This is a genomic window from Pantoea hericii (assembly GCF_014155795.1).
GTDB classification, from domain to species: domain Bacteria; phylum Pseudomonadota; class Gammaproteobacteria; order Enterobacterales; family Enterobacteriaceae; genus Pantoea; species Pantoea eucalypti.
The window spans coordinates 325128-339771 of record NZ_SCKV01000003.1; the positions used below are offsets into that span (position 1 = coordinate 325128).

General features: G+C 54.8%; 15 protein-coding genes and 3 tRNA genes. 9 read left to right on the forward strand and 9 right to left on the reverse strand.

Annotated elements, in window-relative coordinates:
* The first annotated feature begins 442 nt into the window (after positions 1 to 442).
* Positions 443 to 1408 (forward strand): beta-propeller fold lactonase family protein, encoded by a 966-nt coding sequence (locus tag H7K52_RS08570; protein WP_003850884.1) that lies wholly within the window; start codon positions 443 to 445, stop codon positions 1406 to 1408.
* Here the strand turns inward: H7K52_RS08570 and H7K52_RS08575 are convergent.
* Positions 1390 to 1944 carry a histidine phosphatase family protein gene (locus tag H7K52_RS08575; RefSeq protein WP_008925521.1) on the reverse strand — a complete coding sequence of 185 codons (555 nt, stop codon included), beginning with the start codon at positions 1942 to 1944 and terminating at the stop codon, positions 1390 to 1392. The two genes, H7K52_RS08570 and H7K52_RS08575, sit on opposite strands and share 19 nt — an antisense overlap.
* Before the next feature lie 582 nt (positions 1945 to 2526).
* On the opposite strand from H7K52_RS08575, the gene H7K52_RS08580 reads away from it, so the two are divergent.
* From H7K52_RS08580 to H7K52_RS08590, 3 genes are all read left to right on the forward strand, one after another.
* Entirely contained in the window at positions 2527 to 3915 is a 1389-nt protein-coding gene (locus tag H7K52_RS08580; RefSeq protein ID WP_003850878.1) for an MFS transporter, read from the forward strand.
* Between the two features lie 84 nt (positions 3916 to 3999).
* Positions 4000 to 5022 carry a LacI family DNA-binding transcriptional regulator gene (locus tag H7K52_RS08585; protein WP_008925523.1) on the forward strand — a complete coding sequence of 341 codons (1023 nt, stop codon included), beginning with the start codon at positions 4000 to 4002 and terminating at the stop codon, positions 5020 to 5022.
* An 11-nt stretch (positions 5023 to 5033) separates the two neighbouring features.
* A complete protein-coding gene (locus H7K52_RS08590) occupies positions 5034 to 6029 on the forward strand; it encodes a nucleoside hydrolase (protein WP_008925524.1) in 996 nt (331 codons plus the stop codon).
* A gap of 117 nt (positions 6030 to 6146) precedes the next feature.
* Here H7K52_RS08590 and H7K52_RS08595 read toward each other — a convergent pair whose 3' ends face one another.
* The 3 genes from H7K52_RS08595 to H7K52_RS08605 form a co-directional block, all read right to left on the reverse strand.
* Positions 6147 to 6611 (reverse strand): YbaK/EbsC family protein, encoded by a 465-nt coding sequence (locus H7K52_RS08595; protein WP_008925525.1) that lies wholly within the window; start codon positions 6609 to 6611, stop codon positions 6147 to 6149.
* A 94-nt stretch (positions 6612 to 6705) separates the two neighbouring features.
* Positions 6706 to 7500: a siderophore-iron reductase FhuF gene (gene fhuF / locus H7K52_RS08600; RefSeq protein ID WP_003850871.1), complete on the reverse strand. Its 795-nt coding sequence runs from the start codon at positions 7498 to 7500 to the stop codon at positions 6706 to 6708.
* A 194-nt stretch (positions 7501 to 7694) separates the two neighbouring features.
* Complete coding sequence (locus H7K52_RS08605) at positions 7695 to 8792, reverse strand: GGDEF domain-containing protein (RefSeq protein WP_003850868.1); 1098 nt, start codon at positions 8790 to 8792, stop codon at positions 7695 to 7697.
* Between the two features lie 231 nt (positions 8793 to 9023).
* Between H7K52_RS08605 and H7K52_RS08610 the strand changes: the two genes are divergently transcribed.
* Complete coding sequence (locus H7K52_RS08610) at positions 9024 to 9308, forward strand: DUF1435 domain-containing protein (protein WP_003850867.1); 285 nt, start codon at positions 9024 to 9026, stop codon at positions 9306 to 9308.
* A gap of 137 nt (positions 9309 to 9445) precedes the next feature.
* On the opposite strand, the gene H7K52_RS08615 is transcribed toward H7K52_RS08610, so the two are convergent.
* From H7K52_RS08615 to rsmC, 4 genes are all read right to left on the reverse strand, one after another.
* Positions 9446 to 9532: transfer RNA gene (locus H7K52_RS08615), tRNA-Leu, on the reverse strand.
* 28 nt (positions 9533 to 9560) lie between these two features.
* Positions 9561 to 9647: transfer RNA gene (locus H7K52_RS08620), tRNA-Leu, on the reverse strand.
* Positions 9648 to 9677: 30 nt separating this feature from the next.
* Positions 9678 to 9764: transfer RNA gene (locus H7K52_RS08625), tRNA-Leu, on the reverse strand.
* Between the two features lie 151 nt (positions 9765 to 9915).
* The gene (gene rsmC / locus H7K52_RS08630) at positions 9916 to 10947 is read right to left on the reverse strand and encodes a 16S rRNA (guanine(1207)-N(2))-methyltransferase RsmC (RefSeq protein WP_003850865.1); all 1032 of its coding nucleotides are present in this window, start codon (positions 10945 to 10947) and stop codon (positions 9916 to 9918) included.
* A gap of 106 nt (positions 10948 to 11053) precedes the next feature.
* On the opposite strand from rsmC, the gene H7K52_RS08635 reads away from it, so the two are divergent.
* Genes H7K52_RS08635 through yjjG form a run of 3 tightly spaced genes read left to right on the forward strand, consistent with a single transcriptional unit; the run spans position 11054 to position 12575 of the window.
* Entirely contained in the window at positions 11054 to 11464 is a 411-nt protein-coding gene (locus H7K52_RS08635; protein ID WP_003850863.1) for a DNA polymerase III subunit psi, read from the forward strand.
* On the forward strand, positions 11436 to 11876 hold the full coding sequence (gene rimI, locus H7K52_RS08640) for a ribosomal protein S18-alanine N-acetyltransferase (protein ID WP_003850861.1): 441 nt from the start codon (positions 11436 to 11438) through the stop codon (positions 11874 to 11876). Before H7K52_RS08635 ends, rimI begins: the two co-directional genes overlap by 29 nt.
* Before the next feature lie 18 nt (positions 11877 to 11894).
* Entirely contained in the window at positions 11895 to 12575 is a 681-nt protein-coding gene (gene yjjG, locus H7K52_RS08645; RefSeq protein WP_008925529.1) for a pyrimidine 5'-nucleotidase, read from the forward strand.
* Positions 12576 to 12901: 326 nt separating this feature from the next.
* On the opposite strand, the gene H7K52_RS08650 is transcribed toward yjjG, so the two are convergent.
* The gene (locus H7K52_RS08650; RefSeq protein WP_008925530.1) at positions 12902 to 13552 is read right to left on the reverse strand and encodes a YtjB family periplasmic protein; all 651 of its coding nucleotides are present in this window, start codon (positions 13550 to 13552) and stop codon (positions 12902 to 12904) included.
* Between the two features lie 107 nt (positions 13553 to 13659).
* On the opposite strand from H7K52_RS08650, the gene serB reads away from it, so the two are divergent.
* Complete coding sequence (gene serB / locus H7K52_RS08655; protein WP_078804764.1) at positions 13660 to 14637, forward strand: phosphoserine phosphatase; 978 nt, start codon at positions 13660 to 13662, stop codon at positions 14635 to 14637.
* The last annotated feature ends 7 nt before the right edge of the window (positions 14638 to 14644 follow it).

Here is a 14644-nt window from a genome sequence, read left to right on the forward strand (position 1 = left end):
CGGCGGCAACGGCTGGCATTGCATACTGGCTGCAATTCCGATGAGTGCGGGAATGAATGGTTTTCCCTGGTGGCGACGCAGTGGTTTAGCGCGCGGAAGTTTCCTCACGGCTGTTTAATTGCACTGCACCTTTTTAATAAAACATTATTTACACATTAGCTATGTCTTTTTTTGATTTTAGGATAATACGGAAATAATCCGGTCATCTTGTCGAAATAATAATATGGTCGCTGTTAATCATTTATTTAAATATAACGAAACCCTTAATTAAGGAATATCTTAATATCATGCTTTATTATCGGGCTGACATAAGGCCTGGTCACCGCAGTCGTGAATATTGCACTTAATAGGTGGGGTAAGCCCGGCTCATCAATCCGCAGCATCAGACAGGCTGAAGAGGATTGTCTACGCTTAAGAAGAACTTACTGAGAAAGGAGTGCGCATGCAGAGTGAAGCTTACGGTTTACTGGCGGTCGATAAACAGGGTAATCGCGTCCTGTTTCTTAATCCGGAAACCTTCGCGGTCGAGCGGGAACTGAACGCTTTTCCACCGCGGCCGCATGAACTCCTGATGCTGGCCCCCTGGGGTAAGGCCTATGTCCCTATTTATGGCGACGGCGTTCATGGTAATAACCCGCATCCGGGTCATAAAGTGGCGGTCATTGATTTACAGCGTCGCGAGATCAGTGGCTTTATCGATCTGTCGCCGCTGCGGGCACCCCACAGCGGACAGCTGGGGCGCGATGGCAAAGTCTATCTCTGCTGTGAGCAGAGTGCCGCCGTGGCGGTGATCGATCCGCAGACTGACAAAGTAGAAAAAATTATCCCGATTCCTTCTCACAATGCGCATCGCCTGACGCTGTCACCCAGCGGCCGCAAGCTGTTCACGGATAACGAAGAGGATGCGACCATCACCGTTGTGGATCTCTGTGAAGCGGAAGGACGGGTGATCGATACCATCCTGCTTCCTGGCCCGATTGCGGGCATTGCCGCATCACCGAAACACCCTTATCTGGTCGCCAGTGCCGCTGACGCGCCGCTGCTCTATCTGATCGATCGGCAGAGCCACCGTATTCGCCAGCGCATTACGTTGCCGGGTCATCAGCAGCCTTGTCAGGTGGTTCGCTTCAGCGCCGATGGCGAACAGCTTGTGGCAATAGGGGATCAGGAACCGCGAGTGACACTGTTTGACGATCTGCTGAATCCGCTGGGCGATATCAGCGTGGGTAACATGCCGATGGATGGCTGCTTCACGCCCGACAGGCAACAGCTGCTGATTGCCAATCAGGATGATGGCACGCTGAGTGTGATCGATCTGGCACAGCGTAAAGTCATTGCCACGCCGCGTGTTGGCACGGGCTGTGAGGTACTGGGCTATTTTCCGCTCGGTCAGATAAACGGACGATGATAGATCGCAGTGCTCCAGTGCCGGCTGCTGGCATGCTTCTCTGCCTGCCAGCCGCGTTTTCGTAACTCACGCGCAATCATTTTGTTCATGATGCCGTGGCCCAGCAGCAGTACCGTGCCTTGCTGTGAATGATCGATCAGTTTTTCTGCCGCCGCCGAAGCGCGGCTGCGTGCATGTTGCAGCGACTCCGCGTCGCCTGCATAACCGCAAAACCACAAAAGCCGCAGCAGGGCCAGCCAGCACACGGTCGGTAATTGTACCTCACCGGTTTTCACCAGCGGCACGGCGACTTCGCTGAACAGCGCATCAACCTCATGGGGTTCCAGACCGAGCTGGCTCAGTGAGGATTGCGCGCGGGGCAGGGGACTGCAGACGATAAACGTAGCCTGACGGGCAATTTCGATGCTGCGCGGCGGCGGTCCGTCACTGACCTGTGACAGATCGTACGCTTCGCACCAGTCAGCCAGTGCCTGCACACTCTGGCGACCCGCCGCCTGGTGGTCAGGTTTACCGTGTCGCATCAGAATAATTTTCATCGTATCTCTGTCCGGCCTTTTGGTCAGGGTAACGCATTGCCTGTGTTTACGGTGATTTTTCAGAATAAACAGCCAGTGTCATTTGCAGGTAATCTGCGCGTGCGATAACTGAAAATGATGAAGGGAACGTTGCCCCTTTTATCGTGCTTAATGATTAGTGAATCAGATAACTTACAGGCGCTGGTAACTTTTTTTGTGCAATAAGAAGGCGTTTAACTCGCTGAATTTGCGCAAAAAATGGGTGATGACGGAATGTTATAATGAAGTTTTTCTAACAAATATCGTCAGGATCTATTGATTTATCTACGCGCGTAGATACACTAAGTCCCCAGTGATTGCTCACGGTGCCCGATGCACAGTAGGCTCCATCGATTGTTAAGTTATATTCGCTCAGTTTAAGCGACCGGTGAAAAATACACCGGCGAAAGGGGGCGATGAATACGATTCCAACACCAGGGAATCCTTTAACCTTTCATCATGGTTCGCCCACTGAACGTCGTCACCGGGGGATTCCGCTTTCATCAGGGAATCGACCCATGGACGGGCGTTTATCGATCTGCATACTCATTCAGGGATAGGGTTATGACGGCACACAATTCCGTTAAGCAGCAGGCATCACTGTCATCCACTTCAGCCGCCGATGAGCGGTTTGACACCCCTTCAGGCCGCAAAGATTTCTGGCGCGCCACTTTCTCATGCTGGCTCGGAACGGCAATGGAGTACGCGGATTTCGCGCTCTATGGCCTGGCTGCCGGTATCATCTTTGGCGACGTCTTCTTTCCCGAATCAACCCCAGCCATGGCGCTGCTCTCCAGTTTCGCGACCTGGTCAGTCGGCTTTGTTGCCCGGCCCATCGGCGCGTTGTTTTTTGGCTGGCTTGGCGATCGCAAAGGCCGAAAGGTCGTCATGATCTCCACCATTATTCTGATGGGTGCTTCTACAACCTTTATCGGCTTAATCCCGGGCTACGCCTCTATTGGCGTATGGGCACCTGCCTGCCTGGTTCTGCTGCGCTTTACGCAGGGGTTCGGCGCGGGTGCGGAGTTATCGGGCGGCACGGTGATGCTGGGCGAATATGCGCCGACAGAGCGCCGCGGACTGGTCTCTTCTGTGATCGCGCTGGGTTCCAATAGTGGCACGCTGCTGGCTTCGCTGGTCTGGCTGCTGGTGGTGCAGATGGATCAGCAGAGCCTGCTGGAGTGGGGCTGGCGCATTCCTTTCCTCAGCAGTGCGCTGATTGCACTGGTTGCGCTGTGGATTCGCCGTCATTTGCGAGAAACGCCGGTGTTTGAGCGCAGAAAAGCGGAGATGGAAGCGGAACGTGCTGGCATGAAGGCAGCGTCGGTGGTCGATCAGCGGCCTTTCTTCCAGCGTACCCGCGCTTTCTGGACCATGGTTGGCCTGCGCATCGGCGAAAACGGCCCTTCCTATCTGGCGCAGGGCTTCATCGTGGGTTACGTCGCAAAAGTGCTGATGGTGGATAAGTCTGTACCGACCACCGCCGTGTTTCTCGCGTCGCTGCTGGGCTTCCTGATCATTCCTTTAGCGGGCTGGCTTTCTGACCGCTTTGGTCGCCGGATCGTGTATCGCTTTTTCTGTCTGTTGCTGATGTTTTACGCCTGGCCTGCTTTTACGCTGCTGGATACCCGTGAACCGATGCTGGTGATTCCGGTAATCGTGGTCGGTATGGCGCTGGCGTCACTGGGTATTTTTGGCGTGCAGGCGGCCTGGGGTGTCGAGATGTTCGGTGTTCATCATCGCTATACCAAAATGGCGGTGGCTAAAGAACTGGGCTCGATTTTGTCCGGCGGCACCGCACCGCTTGTTGCCGCTGCTATGCTTTCTTATACCGGTCACTGGTGGCCGATTGCAGTCTATTTCTCGGCAATGGCCGCCATTGGATTCTTTACTACCTTTGTCGCGCCTGAGACGCGAGGGCGAAATCTGAATCTGCCTGAAGATGCCATCTAGCAGTACCTGAGGATCTCATCTGCCAGAAGAGAGCGACAACCAGCAGGCCGTGTAAAGCGGCCTGTTTTTATGGAGGGACATGATGTGCCTAAGTCATTAACGGGAAAAGTGACCCGCAGAGAAGTTGCGAAAGCGGCAGGCACCTCAGTGGCAGTCGTCAGTTATGTCATTAACAACGGGCCGCGTCCGGTCGCTGAGGCCACCCGTCAGCGGGTACTTGAAGCGATTAAAGCGACGGGTTACCGGCCAAATGCCGCAGCACGCGCACTGGCATCCGGTAATACCAAGACCTTTGGATTGGTGGTGCCTAATATCGGCAATCCTTTTGTCGCCTCCATGGCGCACATGTTGCTGCAGGAGTCGATGAACCACGGTCACGTTATGCTGCTGGGAGATGCCGGTGATGACCGCAGGCGAGAACTGGAGTTAATTCAGGGACTGCTTAACCGTCAGGTGGATGGGCTGTTTTACAACAGCGTCGATCGCCATCCTTACATTGATTTGATTAAAGCCAGCGGTACGCCGCTGGTGATGCTGGAGCGGGTTGAGCCACAGCCGGGCGTTAACATGCTGCGGGTGAATGAACGTCAGGCCGCCTGGCAGGTAACGGCGCATCTGTTAAGTCACGGCTATCAGCAGGTCGGCATTATCAGCGGTCCGGTCGATATGCTCAATGCACAGGATCGCATCCAGGGCTGGCGTGATGCAATGCAGGATCGTGGCCTGCACATTGATGAGTCGCTGATGTTTCCCGCCAGCTACACCCCTCAGGGTGGCTACGAGGCAGCGCAGGCTATGATCGCGCGGGGTTGTGTGCCGCGTGCACTGTTTACCAGTAACGAAGGTCAGGCGATTGGTGCGCTTCGCGCCTTTTCCGAACATCAGATTCGGGTGCCGCAGGATGTGGCGCTGGTCTGCTTTAACGGAACCAATCACTCGTCATTTCATGTCCCGACATTAACGACTGTGCGCCAGCCACTGCGTGACATGGCCCGCTCTGCGATTCAGATGCTGAAAGAGGGCGAGAGCGAAGCGCAATTGAAGGAGTTTCCACACTATCTTGAAATCGGTGAATCCTGCGGTTGCCAGCCGCAAAGTCAGAGTTAACGTATAAAAATATGAAAAGAATCATTATTGATTGCGATCCCGGCAACGGTATCGCGGGTGCCAACACCGATGATGGGCTGGCGATTGCGCTGGCATTAGCTTCACCTGCACTGTCGCTGGAATTAATCACTACCGTGGCGGGCAATACACCCAGCGACGTGGGCGCGCGCGTCGCCAAAGATCTGATTGTCCGGCTGGGATCGTCTGTTCCGGTCATCCAGGGTGCGACGCAGGCGTTACAGGAAGATCCTGCGCCGTGGCGTGAAACGCTGGATAATCGGGTCAATCAGCTTGCGCTGAGTGAGCTGTGGAAGGGCGTGCGTCAACCAGCAGATGTTGCAGCGGATGCGTTTGATGCCGCTGACGCGATGGGCAAACTGATTTGCGACAATCCGGGCGAAATTACCCTGGTGGCGATTGGCCCGCTGACGAATGTGGCGCTGGCAATGCAGCGCTATCCTGCGATGGCAGACTCTGTGGCAGAAATTGTCATCATGGGTGGCGTGTTTACGCTGGATGATTATATCAAAGACACCAATTTTGGCCTGGATCCGGAGGCTGCGCATCAGGTATTGCACAGCGGTGCCGCCGTGACGCTGGTGCCAATGGATGTCACCACGCAGACGCTGCTGACCCAGCAGGATCTCACCCGTCTTACTGCTGTCGATCATCCGCTGGCCGATTTTGTGCGAGACACGCTGCGTCCATGGATCAACTATTCCATGGAAACGCGTCAACTGGCGGGATGCTGGATCCACGATGCACTGGTTGTGGCCTGGCTGCTGAACCAGCGGGTCGCGTCTGGCATCGATTACCGTGTCGATATCGAGCTACGTCCCGGTGCAACGCGCGGTAAAAGCTGGCGTTATCGTCAGCCGCTACGGCTTGCTGTCGGCGTACCTGAGCACTGCGGCGCATGGGTTCATGTGCTGCACCGCGTCGATAACACGATGCTGTTGTCGATCATCGAAGAAGCCTTTAAGCGGCTGACTGAGATGGGCGATTAACTCACCCGCTTACTGGCGCGCCTGATAGGTTTGCATGATGCGGCAATGACCCTCAAAGGCTGATAAACGCTGTCAGGAGGTGTGCAGCATCAGGGCTGGATCAAGAGATGCAAAGCATTACATCGCTTCGCACACGTCGATCCAGCGGGCGTTGGTCAGCTCAGCCATCTGCTGTGGCGAGATGCGGACGGCACTGTGGATAGCGCCAGCGGCGGGTAACACTTCGTCGAAACTGCGCAGTGAGACATCACAGTAAACGGTCAGCGGATTCTCCAGACCGAACGGACAGACGCCGCCAACCGGATGGCCCGTCCAGTTAATAACCTCATCAACGCTCAGCATCCGCGCTTTTGCGCCTAGCGCGGCTTTCAGCTTGCGATTGTCCAGCCGGGCATCGCCGCGTGTCACAATCAGCACGACGTCGTTTTTCACTTTCAGTGACAGGGTTTTCGCAATCTCTCCTGGCGTCACGCCATGGGCGCGCGCAGCCATTCCGACCGTTGCAGTGCTTTCTGCCAGTTCGATAATTTCAATTTCAGGGGCGTGTTCGGCAAAGAACTGGCGCACGGACTCCAGACTCATCTTTCTCTCCAGGCTGATCGAAGGCGTAAAAATTGCCACAAGCCTCAGTGCCTGTAAACGAGATAAACGGAGAATTCGTGGTAATTACGTCTGTTTAGCTGCCGCTCAGGGTGCAATTGCCGCATTGTTCGACATCAGGAATGCGATAACGCTGGCAACAGCTGCGACGGACCAGTTCGCCATTACGCATGATCATGGTGCGGTAGAGCGGATTTTCGCTGCCATCCAGCAGTTTCTGGTTAAAGAATAGCGCCTGCTCCAGTTGCAGTACCAGCGTCTCATCGATCTGACTTTTCAGCTCACCCAGAAACCACTGCAATGAGTAGCCCATGTTGTTCCAGATGAGTCGGGCGTTGATATCACCATGCTGAGTAATACCATTAACCACCGGGATCAGATGCTGCTGAATCAGCCGATCAATACGCTGCTGAGGGTTAAGATAGCGGGCTTCTTCATCCTCCTGCACATCAATCCAGAACGTGGCCGGATGACCATTCTCATGAAAACCGACACGAATATGCTCTGGTGAGCAGTCCAGCGCGCGCGACTCCTGTAACAACGCCATGATCATCGGGGGCAGCAGCAGGCCAAAATACCATTGCGCCCACAGAGAGAGCACCGGCTTTGCTTCACGAACCGCATCAGGATGATCGCGATAGAGATAATCGCTGTAGCGCTGGATAAGCTGGGCAAAAGCCTCTGATTGTGACCAGGCAACGAGTGTCTGCGTGTCGTGCGGAGCGGGCTGGCTGAATTTAACAGAATCAAGAAGATAACTACGCTGTTGCTGCAGCCGCTCGTGCAGACTTTCCGCCAGTGGACGGTCATTCTGCCGAAAGATCATCGACTGAGCGTTGAAACGCTGTTCCTGAGCTGAAACGGTTGCCATGACGACTCGCGAAAAGTGTAGATAAGAAAGCAAATGATAATCGTTATTGATTAACTCTACAAGTCGCGTAAAAAAACGTCGCTGCCATCGGGGATTGGGTGGGGAATGCGATCAGCGAACAAACCCGTCTGCGCAGTGCAGAACCGGCCATAGCGCGGCAATGTCAGGGTTATTACCAGCCGAGTTGTGCTTAATCAGGCTGGTTCACTTAAGGTCTCATGCTGTTTTCGCGGAAGATCTTCCCAGGCAAGAATAGTATTCCGGCCCTGATTCTTAGCCACATATAATGCGCTGTCAGCATTGGCTACCGCCTGATCAAAATCATTATCGTAGATAGGCGCAATGCCGGCGCTGATGGTGACGTGGGTTGAAACAGTCTCATTAAAAAGATGGGGTATTTCTAAATCCAGCACATACTGACGGATGCGCTCTGCCAGTTTCATGGCGATGGAGCTGTTCACATTGGTCATTAACACCAGAAACTCTTCGCCGCCATAGCGGGTGACGACATCGCGTGAACGGACTGCATCCCGAATAGCCACAGAGACCCGCGCCAGTGCCTGATCACCCATCGCATGCCCATAATTATCGTTGTAGGCTTTGAAATGATCGATATCCAGCAGCAGCACATAGTGGCTGCCAGCATGGTTTTCCAGAATATTGTCCAGTCGGTTCTTCAGGCCACGACGGTTATACAGTCCGGTCAGTGGGTCGAGCATGCTGAGGTCACTGAAGGTCTCTTTCTCTTCATAGAGTTGGTGCATCAGCCGCAGGGTAAAGTTGTCGGCACGGCGACGCATAAGATGCTGGAGTGAGAAACCAATCAGCGGCAGCATAATGGTCAGCAGAATCAGCGGCAGATGCTGCCCATTATCAAGCAGTAATACGGTGAGCACCGGTGGCGCGACATGGAGACAAAAAGCCCCCAGATAATCGCTCAGGGCGATGGCACTAATAAATAACACACTGATCAAACTGATAATAAGAAAGCCGCCATCAAAATAGAATACCTGATGAAAACGATAATTAATGTGCCAGGCCCAGAGCGCGCCCAGCACCAGCGCGACAGGATTTAAAAGGGGGAGTTTTACTTTAGACCATATTAAATGTGCAATTAACATTATGCCGCTAAAAGACGCGACACAAATTACCGGCAACGTGGTATCGATTTTCTCATTGCTCATTATTGGCAGCAGATAAAATAGCGAAACGGCGATATTTAAAAACAGAAAAAGCATCACTGAAAGCCGGTATTTACTCTGTTTCAGTTCTTCATATGATTGTAATTTCATTATAAATACTCGTGACGACCCTGAAATACCAAAGCGCAAGCCGGCATAAACAGGTTGTGCCAGACAGTGAGCAAATTATTGCTGGTGCTGTTATTAAAGGTGTTATCGGTCGCAATCTAGCATTTTCCAACTGGTCTGTCATCTTCGTTGCCAGGCGTGACAAAAACAGGCTGCAAGCAAAGCAAAACTGACATATGATAATGGGAATGCTTATCATTTGAGGTTTGCGTCATGGGAATAGCGATTATTGCGGCCTGCGGTTTGTGGGGCGTCAGTTGGGCGCTGGGTAAAAAACTGGATAGTGCGTGGGGCGTATTGTTGCCCTGCATCGCGCTGCCGCTGTTCGCGTTATGGGAACCCAGCTTCAGCCAGTGGCGGCTGGTGATGACAGTTGCGCTGCTGCTGACTGTCGTCATGCTATTTAACCAGCGTCTGCGTCACTATCTGTTATTGCCTTCGTGCCTGGCGTTAGCGGGCGGACTGGCGGCAGTCTCTGTGAATTTTCATCTGAGTTAATACAGGCGTAAAGCGGGTGTTCAGGGTGTCGCGACCGGGAAAGTGAATGCCACGCGAAAAAAACAAAACAGGAAAGGGATAAAGCGACACTGCAACTAGGCAGCTGAAACGAGCAGAAAGCCAGAGGATGACAACGTTGGTGCGAAGAGAGGGACTTGAACCCTCACGTCCGTTAAGACACTAACACCTGAAGCTAGCGCGTCTACCAATTCCGCCACCTTCGCATCGAGTTGTCTGTTCATATCACCGCAATGGTGCGAAGAGAGGGACTTGAACCCTCACGTCCGTTAAGACACTAACACCTGAAGCTAGCGCGTCTACCAATTCCGCCACCTTCGCGCAGTGCTCGCGATATGAAACATGTGATTTTGGTGCGAAGAGAGGGACTTGAACCCTCACGTCCGTTAGGACACTAACACCTGAAGCTAGCGCGTCTACCAATTCCGCCACCTTCGCATACCCGTAACATCCTGAGAATGTTACAACCACGGAGGCGCATTCTAGAGATTTTACTCTTTGCGTCAACAACTATTTCGTCGGGCTGAAACGATCGCTGTAAAAAGCAACGTTTTCAGCCCGGCAACGCGATTAATGACGTTAAAAGCCCTTATCGTGTTTTGGCACCACGACCATAGACGGCGCGATAAACTTTAAAGCGGCCGGTCTGTGCGATGACTTCGTGGCTGCCGAAAGCTTCATCCAGCACCTGCGGATAAGGCAGGAACGTGTTCGCAACAATACGCAGTTCGCCACCGGTGTTCAGGTGCTTTACTGCTCCCCGGATCAGCGCCTGTGCGGCGTCGAGGCTGGTCTGGGTGCCTTCATGGAACGGCGGGTTAGAGATAATCATGTCGAAACGGCCGGTCACGTCAGAGAAGACGTTGCTGGCGAAAACTTCGCCCTCGATGCCATTGGCGGCCAGCGTCAATTTACTCGCTTCAATGGCTGCGGCATGCACGTCGCACAGCCACAGGCGTACTTTAGGCGAACGGGCAGGCAGTGAGGCGGCAATTACGCCTGCGCCACAGCCCATATCCAGCACTTTACCTTTAGTGTGCGGGGTAAAGGTCGACAGCAGCAGGGCGCTGCCGCTATCCAGACCGTCACGGCTGAAGACGCCAGGCAGAGTGTGAATGGTCAGACCATCCAGCTGATACTGATGACCAAAGGTGCTGGCATCGAATTCAGGCTGTTTGTCGAGGCGACCATGATAGAGACCACAGCGACGCGCGCTGTCGATCTTCTCCAGCTTCACCCACGACTCCAGCATGCCTTCGGCACTGCGGACGCCGCTGCGGTTTTCACCCACCACGAACACGTCGCAGCCCACTGGCAGCATCGAGAGTAGGTTCTCCAGCTGGAACTGTACTTCCGGCTTATTTTTGGTCCAGAAGTAGACCAGGGTATCGCATCCCTGCACATCTTCCGGCTGCGCAACCATTCCGTAACGCGCCTGCTCGCCCATACGGCGGCTCAGGTTTTGCCAGTGATGATATTGCTGGGTGTGAACGCGCGATGAGGCGGTTTCCAGCTGAGCGGGCAGGTCATCCTGCAGATCGCCAGCAAATAAAACATGGCGGGCGGTAAATTCATCACTGTGGCGCAGAATGACTTCGCTGGCCGGGGTAAAAGCAGACATGTAGGGCTCCTGTAAGATCTGAGCGGGGATTATAGTGGTTTGTTGGCGCATGTTCGATGGGTTTGCTAGCATAGCGTCGCATCCAGCTAGCAGAACAGGTAACACCATGACGTCCAGGCGCGACTGGCTTTTACAGCAAATGGGAATTACGCAGTATCAGCTGCGCCGCCCGCGCGTGCTTCAGGGCGAAATTGCCGTCACGCTGGCACCGGACACGCAGTTAATTATTGTCGCTGACGCGCCACCCGGTCTGCATGAACCGCTGATGCGCGATGTGCTGCATACCCTCAATCTGCAACCCGCTCAGGTAATGACCGTGACGCCGGATCAGCTGCAGATGCTGCCGGAAACGCTGAACTGCGCGGGCTGGCTGCTCGGCGTAGAGAGCGAACAGACTTTTAATGGCGTGGCATTAACCAGCGCCTCTTTCAATGAACTGATCAGCAGCGGCGTCGCCAAACGCGCGCTCTGGCAACAGATGTGTAACCATGACAGCCATCTCTTTACTCACCCCTGACGACCTGGCGCAGGCCTTTGCCATTGAGCGTCGTAGCCACGCGTTTCCCTGGAGTGAAAAGACGTTTGCCAGTAATCAGGGCGAGCGCTTTATTAATTTACGTCTCGACGCCGACGGCAAAATGGTCGCCTTTGCCATTACTCAGGTGGTGCTGGACGAAGCCTCGCTGTTTAACATCGCGGTCGATCCTGACTTTCAGCGCCGGGGATATGGCCGCCAGCTGTTGCAGCATCTGATCGATGAGCTGATCAAACGCAACGTGCTGACGCTGTGGCTGGAAGTGCGGGCCTCGAACCTGCCCGCCATTGCGCTCTATGAGCAGCTTGGATTCAATCAGGTCAGTCGTCGCCCCAACTATTATCCCACCGCCAGCGGCCGTGAAGATGCCATTCTCATGGCCCTGACGCCGTAGTGGTGTTAAGGAGCTTTAATGACAGATAACTGGGACTGCATCCTGTTTGATGCGGACGATACCCTTTTCCATTTCGACGCCTATGCCGGTTTGCAGCGCCTGTTCGCCGGCTATGACGTGCAGTTCACCGACCAGGATTACAGCGATTATCAGGCGATCAACAAGCCGCTGTGGGTCGATTATCAGAACGGCGCCATCTCAGCGTTACAGTTGCAGACTCAGCGTTTCAACCACTGGAGCGAAAAGCTCAGCGTGGCACCAGAGATCCTCAACAGCGGCTTCCTCAGCGCGATGGGCGAGATCTGCACGCCGCTGCCGGGCGCGGTCAGCCTGATGAACCAGCTGCATGGCAAGGTAAAGATGGGGATCATCACCAACGGCTTTACCGCGCTGCAGCAGACGCGTCTGGAGCGCACCGGCTTCCGTGATTACTTCTCGGCGCTGGTAATCTCTGAGCAGGTTGGCGTGCCAAAACCGGCGGCCGCGATTTTTGACTACGCGCTGGAGCTGATGGGCAATCCGGATCGTGAGCGGGTGCTGATGGTGGGGGATACGCCAGAGTCAGATATTCTGGGCGGGATGAACGCGGGAGTGAAAACCTGCTGGCTCGATCATGGCACCCGGCCGCTGCCAGAACATATTAAACCCACCTGGCAGGTCAAATCGCTGGGTGAGCTGGAAGCGCTGCTCATCGGCTGATGGAAGCTGTCTCGCAAATTTGCAACTTTCCCATAAAAAAGGCCCGCTCAGCGGGCCTTTTTCGTTTTTGACAAACTCAGTCCGGGGCAGTGGTTATATCGAGCCTGCGAAGGGAACACGGTCAGATCGGAAAGACGCAAAACCGCCATCCATGGCACGCTCGGCCCGCGCCGTCCCTGGCGCGGGACGCTTTCCTCCTCTGACCGTGTACCCTGCGCGTTAAGCGAATTCATTGCTGCCAGATGCACCCTTATTTGGGTTTGTCAGCAGTCTGAGGCCCGCACAGCGGGCCTTTCTCGTTTTATTTTTACCGCAGCGCCAGAACACTACTCTTTCTTCTCGTCGTCCTCATCCCGGTCCTCTTTCACCGGGGTGCTGGCGGTGAGCAGGAACGGCGACTGCTGCCAGCGGGTGCGGCGATGGCGCAGCAGGGTACGGGAGAGAATAATGCCGATCGCCAGTGCCAGCAGCATCATCAGACGCAGAATATTGGTGGTGTTATCGACCTGATGCGAGTCGGTGACCAGCACGTGGGTATCCAGCGTCACGCGCAGGAAGCCCAGCGGGCCATCGCTCCCGGCCAGCGGCTGCACAATCTGATGGTTGAAATAGCTGCCTGCGCGCTGACCATCGAGCGCCAGCCGATCACGCACATTAATATTTTCACCGCTGTGCGCCACCAGACTGCCGTCGCCGTCATACACCGACGCATCCAGAATACGGCTGTTAGCCGTCATCTGATTAAGAATGGCTTCTATCTGAGTGCGGTTATTTTCACTGTTGTCCATCAACGGCTTAAGACTAAACGCCACCTGGCTGGTCAGTGTATGTGCCAGCTCCTCGACCTGTTCAGAACGCGCCGCCTGATGACCAAGACTGAACCAGGATGCGCCCTGCATCAGCACAACCAGCAGCGCCATGGAGATCAGAACGATCACGGTCCGATGTAAGCGAAATTTCAGTGCGGTTTTAGCCATTACTCATCCGGGTCATATCACAACAGAAAGCCTGGAGATTATGTTGCCAGAAGCGGCGCAGACAAGGTAGCCTCTTGCGTGGTTTTGTTGTCCCTACAGGAGCTCTGATGCCAAATCGTTTAACCTGGTGCGATCTTCCCGCCGATGTTTCCCTCTGGCCGGGTTTGCCCCTTTCTCTTAGCGGTGATGAAGTGATGCCGCTGGATTATCGCGCTGGCCGCACCGGCTGGCTGCTGTATGGCCGCGGGCTGGACAAGCAACGGCTCACCGATTACCAGCACCAGCTGGGGGCCGCGATGGTGATCGTCAGCGCCTGGAACGTCGATGAGTATCAGGTGATTCGACTGGCAGGATCGCTGACGCCGTTTGCCAGCAAGCTGGCGCACGATGCCGGGCTGGATGTTGCGCCGCTGGGCAAAATCCCGCATCTCAAGACGCCAGGCCTGCTGGTGATGGATATGGACTCCACCGCGATTCAGATCGAGTGCATCGATGAGATTGCAAAACTGGCGGGCTGCGGCGAGCAGGTGGCGGAAGTCACGGAGCGTGCGATGCGCGGCGAACTCGACTTCACCGCCAGCCTGCGTCAGCGCGTCGCCACGCTGCAGGGCGCAGATGCCAATATCCTGAAACAGGTGCGTGATGCTCTGCCATTAATGCCAGGCTTAACGACGCTGACGCAGAAGCTGCAGGCGCTGGGCTGGCAGATTGCTATCGCTTCTGGCGGCTTTACCTATTACGCTGAATACCTGCGCGACAAGCTGCATCTGTCGGCGGTGGTGGCCAATGAACTCGAAATTCGCGACGGCAAACTGACCGGCAACGTGCTGGGTCCGATTGTCGACGCACAATACAAAGCCGATACCCTGAAGAAGCTGGCGGAGCGTTTTAATATCGCGCCGGAACAGACGGTGGCGATCGGCGATGGTGCCAATGACCTGCTGATGATCAAAGCCTCAGCGCTGGGCATTGCGTTCCATGCTAAACCTAAGGTGAATGAGCAGACCGCGGTCACCATTCGCCATGCCGATTTAATGGGGGTGTTCTGCATCCTTACCGGCAGCCTGATCCACGAAGAGCGTTAACTGAGGT

Bases quoted from the DNA above. Each gene is read 5' to 3' on its own strand.
- H7K52_RS08570 (WP_003850884.1), top strand. From the start codon at position 443: ATGCAGAGTGAAGCTTACGGTTTACTGGCGGTCGATAAACAGGGTAAT.
- H7K52_RS08575 (WP_008925521.1), bottom strand. From the start codon at position 1,944: ATGAAAATTATTCTGATGCGACACGGTAAACCTGACCACCAGGCGGCG.
- H7K52_RS08580 (WP_003850878.1), top strand. From the start codon at position 2,527: ATGACGGCACACAATTCCGTTAAGCAGCAGGCATCACTGTCATCCACT.
- H7K52_RS08590 (WP_008925524.1), top strand. From the start codon at position 5,034: ATGAAAAGAATCATTATTGATTGCGATCCCGGCAACGGTATCGCGGGT.
- H7K52_RS08595 (WP_008925525.1), bottom strand. From the start codon at position 6,611: ATGAGTCTGGAGTCCGTGCGCCAGTTCTTTGCCGAACACGCCCCTGAA.
- fhuF (WP_003850871.1), bottom strand. From the start codon at position 7,500: ATGGCAACCGTTTCAGCTCAGGAACAGCGTTTCAACGCTCAGTCGATG.
- H7K52_RS08605 (WP_003850868.1), bottom strand. From the start codon at position 8,792: ATGAAATTACAATCATATGAAGAACTGAAACAGAGTAAATACCGGCTT.
- H7K52_RS08610 (WP_003850867.1), top strand. From the start codon at position 9,024: ATGGGAATAGCGATTATTGCGGCCTGCGGTTTGTGGGGCGTCAGTTGG.
- rsmC (WP_003850865.1), bottom strand. From the start codon at position 10,947: ATGTCTGCTTTTACCCCGGCCAGCGAAGTCATTCTGCGCCACAGTGAT.
- H7K52_RS08635 (WP_003850863.1), top strand. From the start codon at position 11,054: ATGACGTCCAGGCGCGACTGGCTTTTACAGCAAATGGGAATTACGCAG.
- rimI (WP_003850861.1), top strand. From the start codon at position 11,436: ATGACAGCCATCTCTTTACTCACCCCTGACGACCTGGCGCAGGCCTTT.
- yjjG (WP_008925529.1), top strand. From the start codon at position 11,895: ATGACAGATAACTGGGACTGCATCCTGTTTGATGCGGACGATACCCTT.
- H7K52_RS08650 (WP_008925530.1), bottom strand. From the start codon at position 13,552: ATGGCTAAAACCGCACTGAAATTTCGCTTACATCGGACCGTGATCGTT.
- serB (WP_078804764.1), top strand. From the start codon at position 13,660: ATGCCAAATCGTTTAACCTGGTGCGATCTTCCCGCCGATGTTTCCCTC.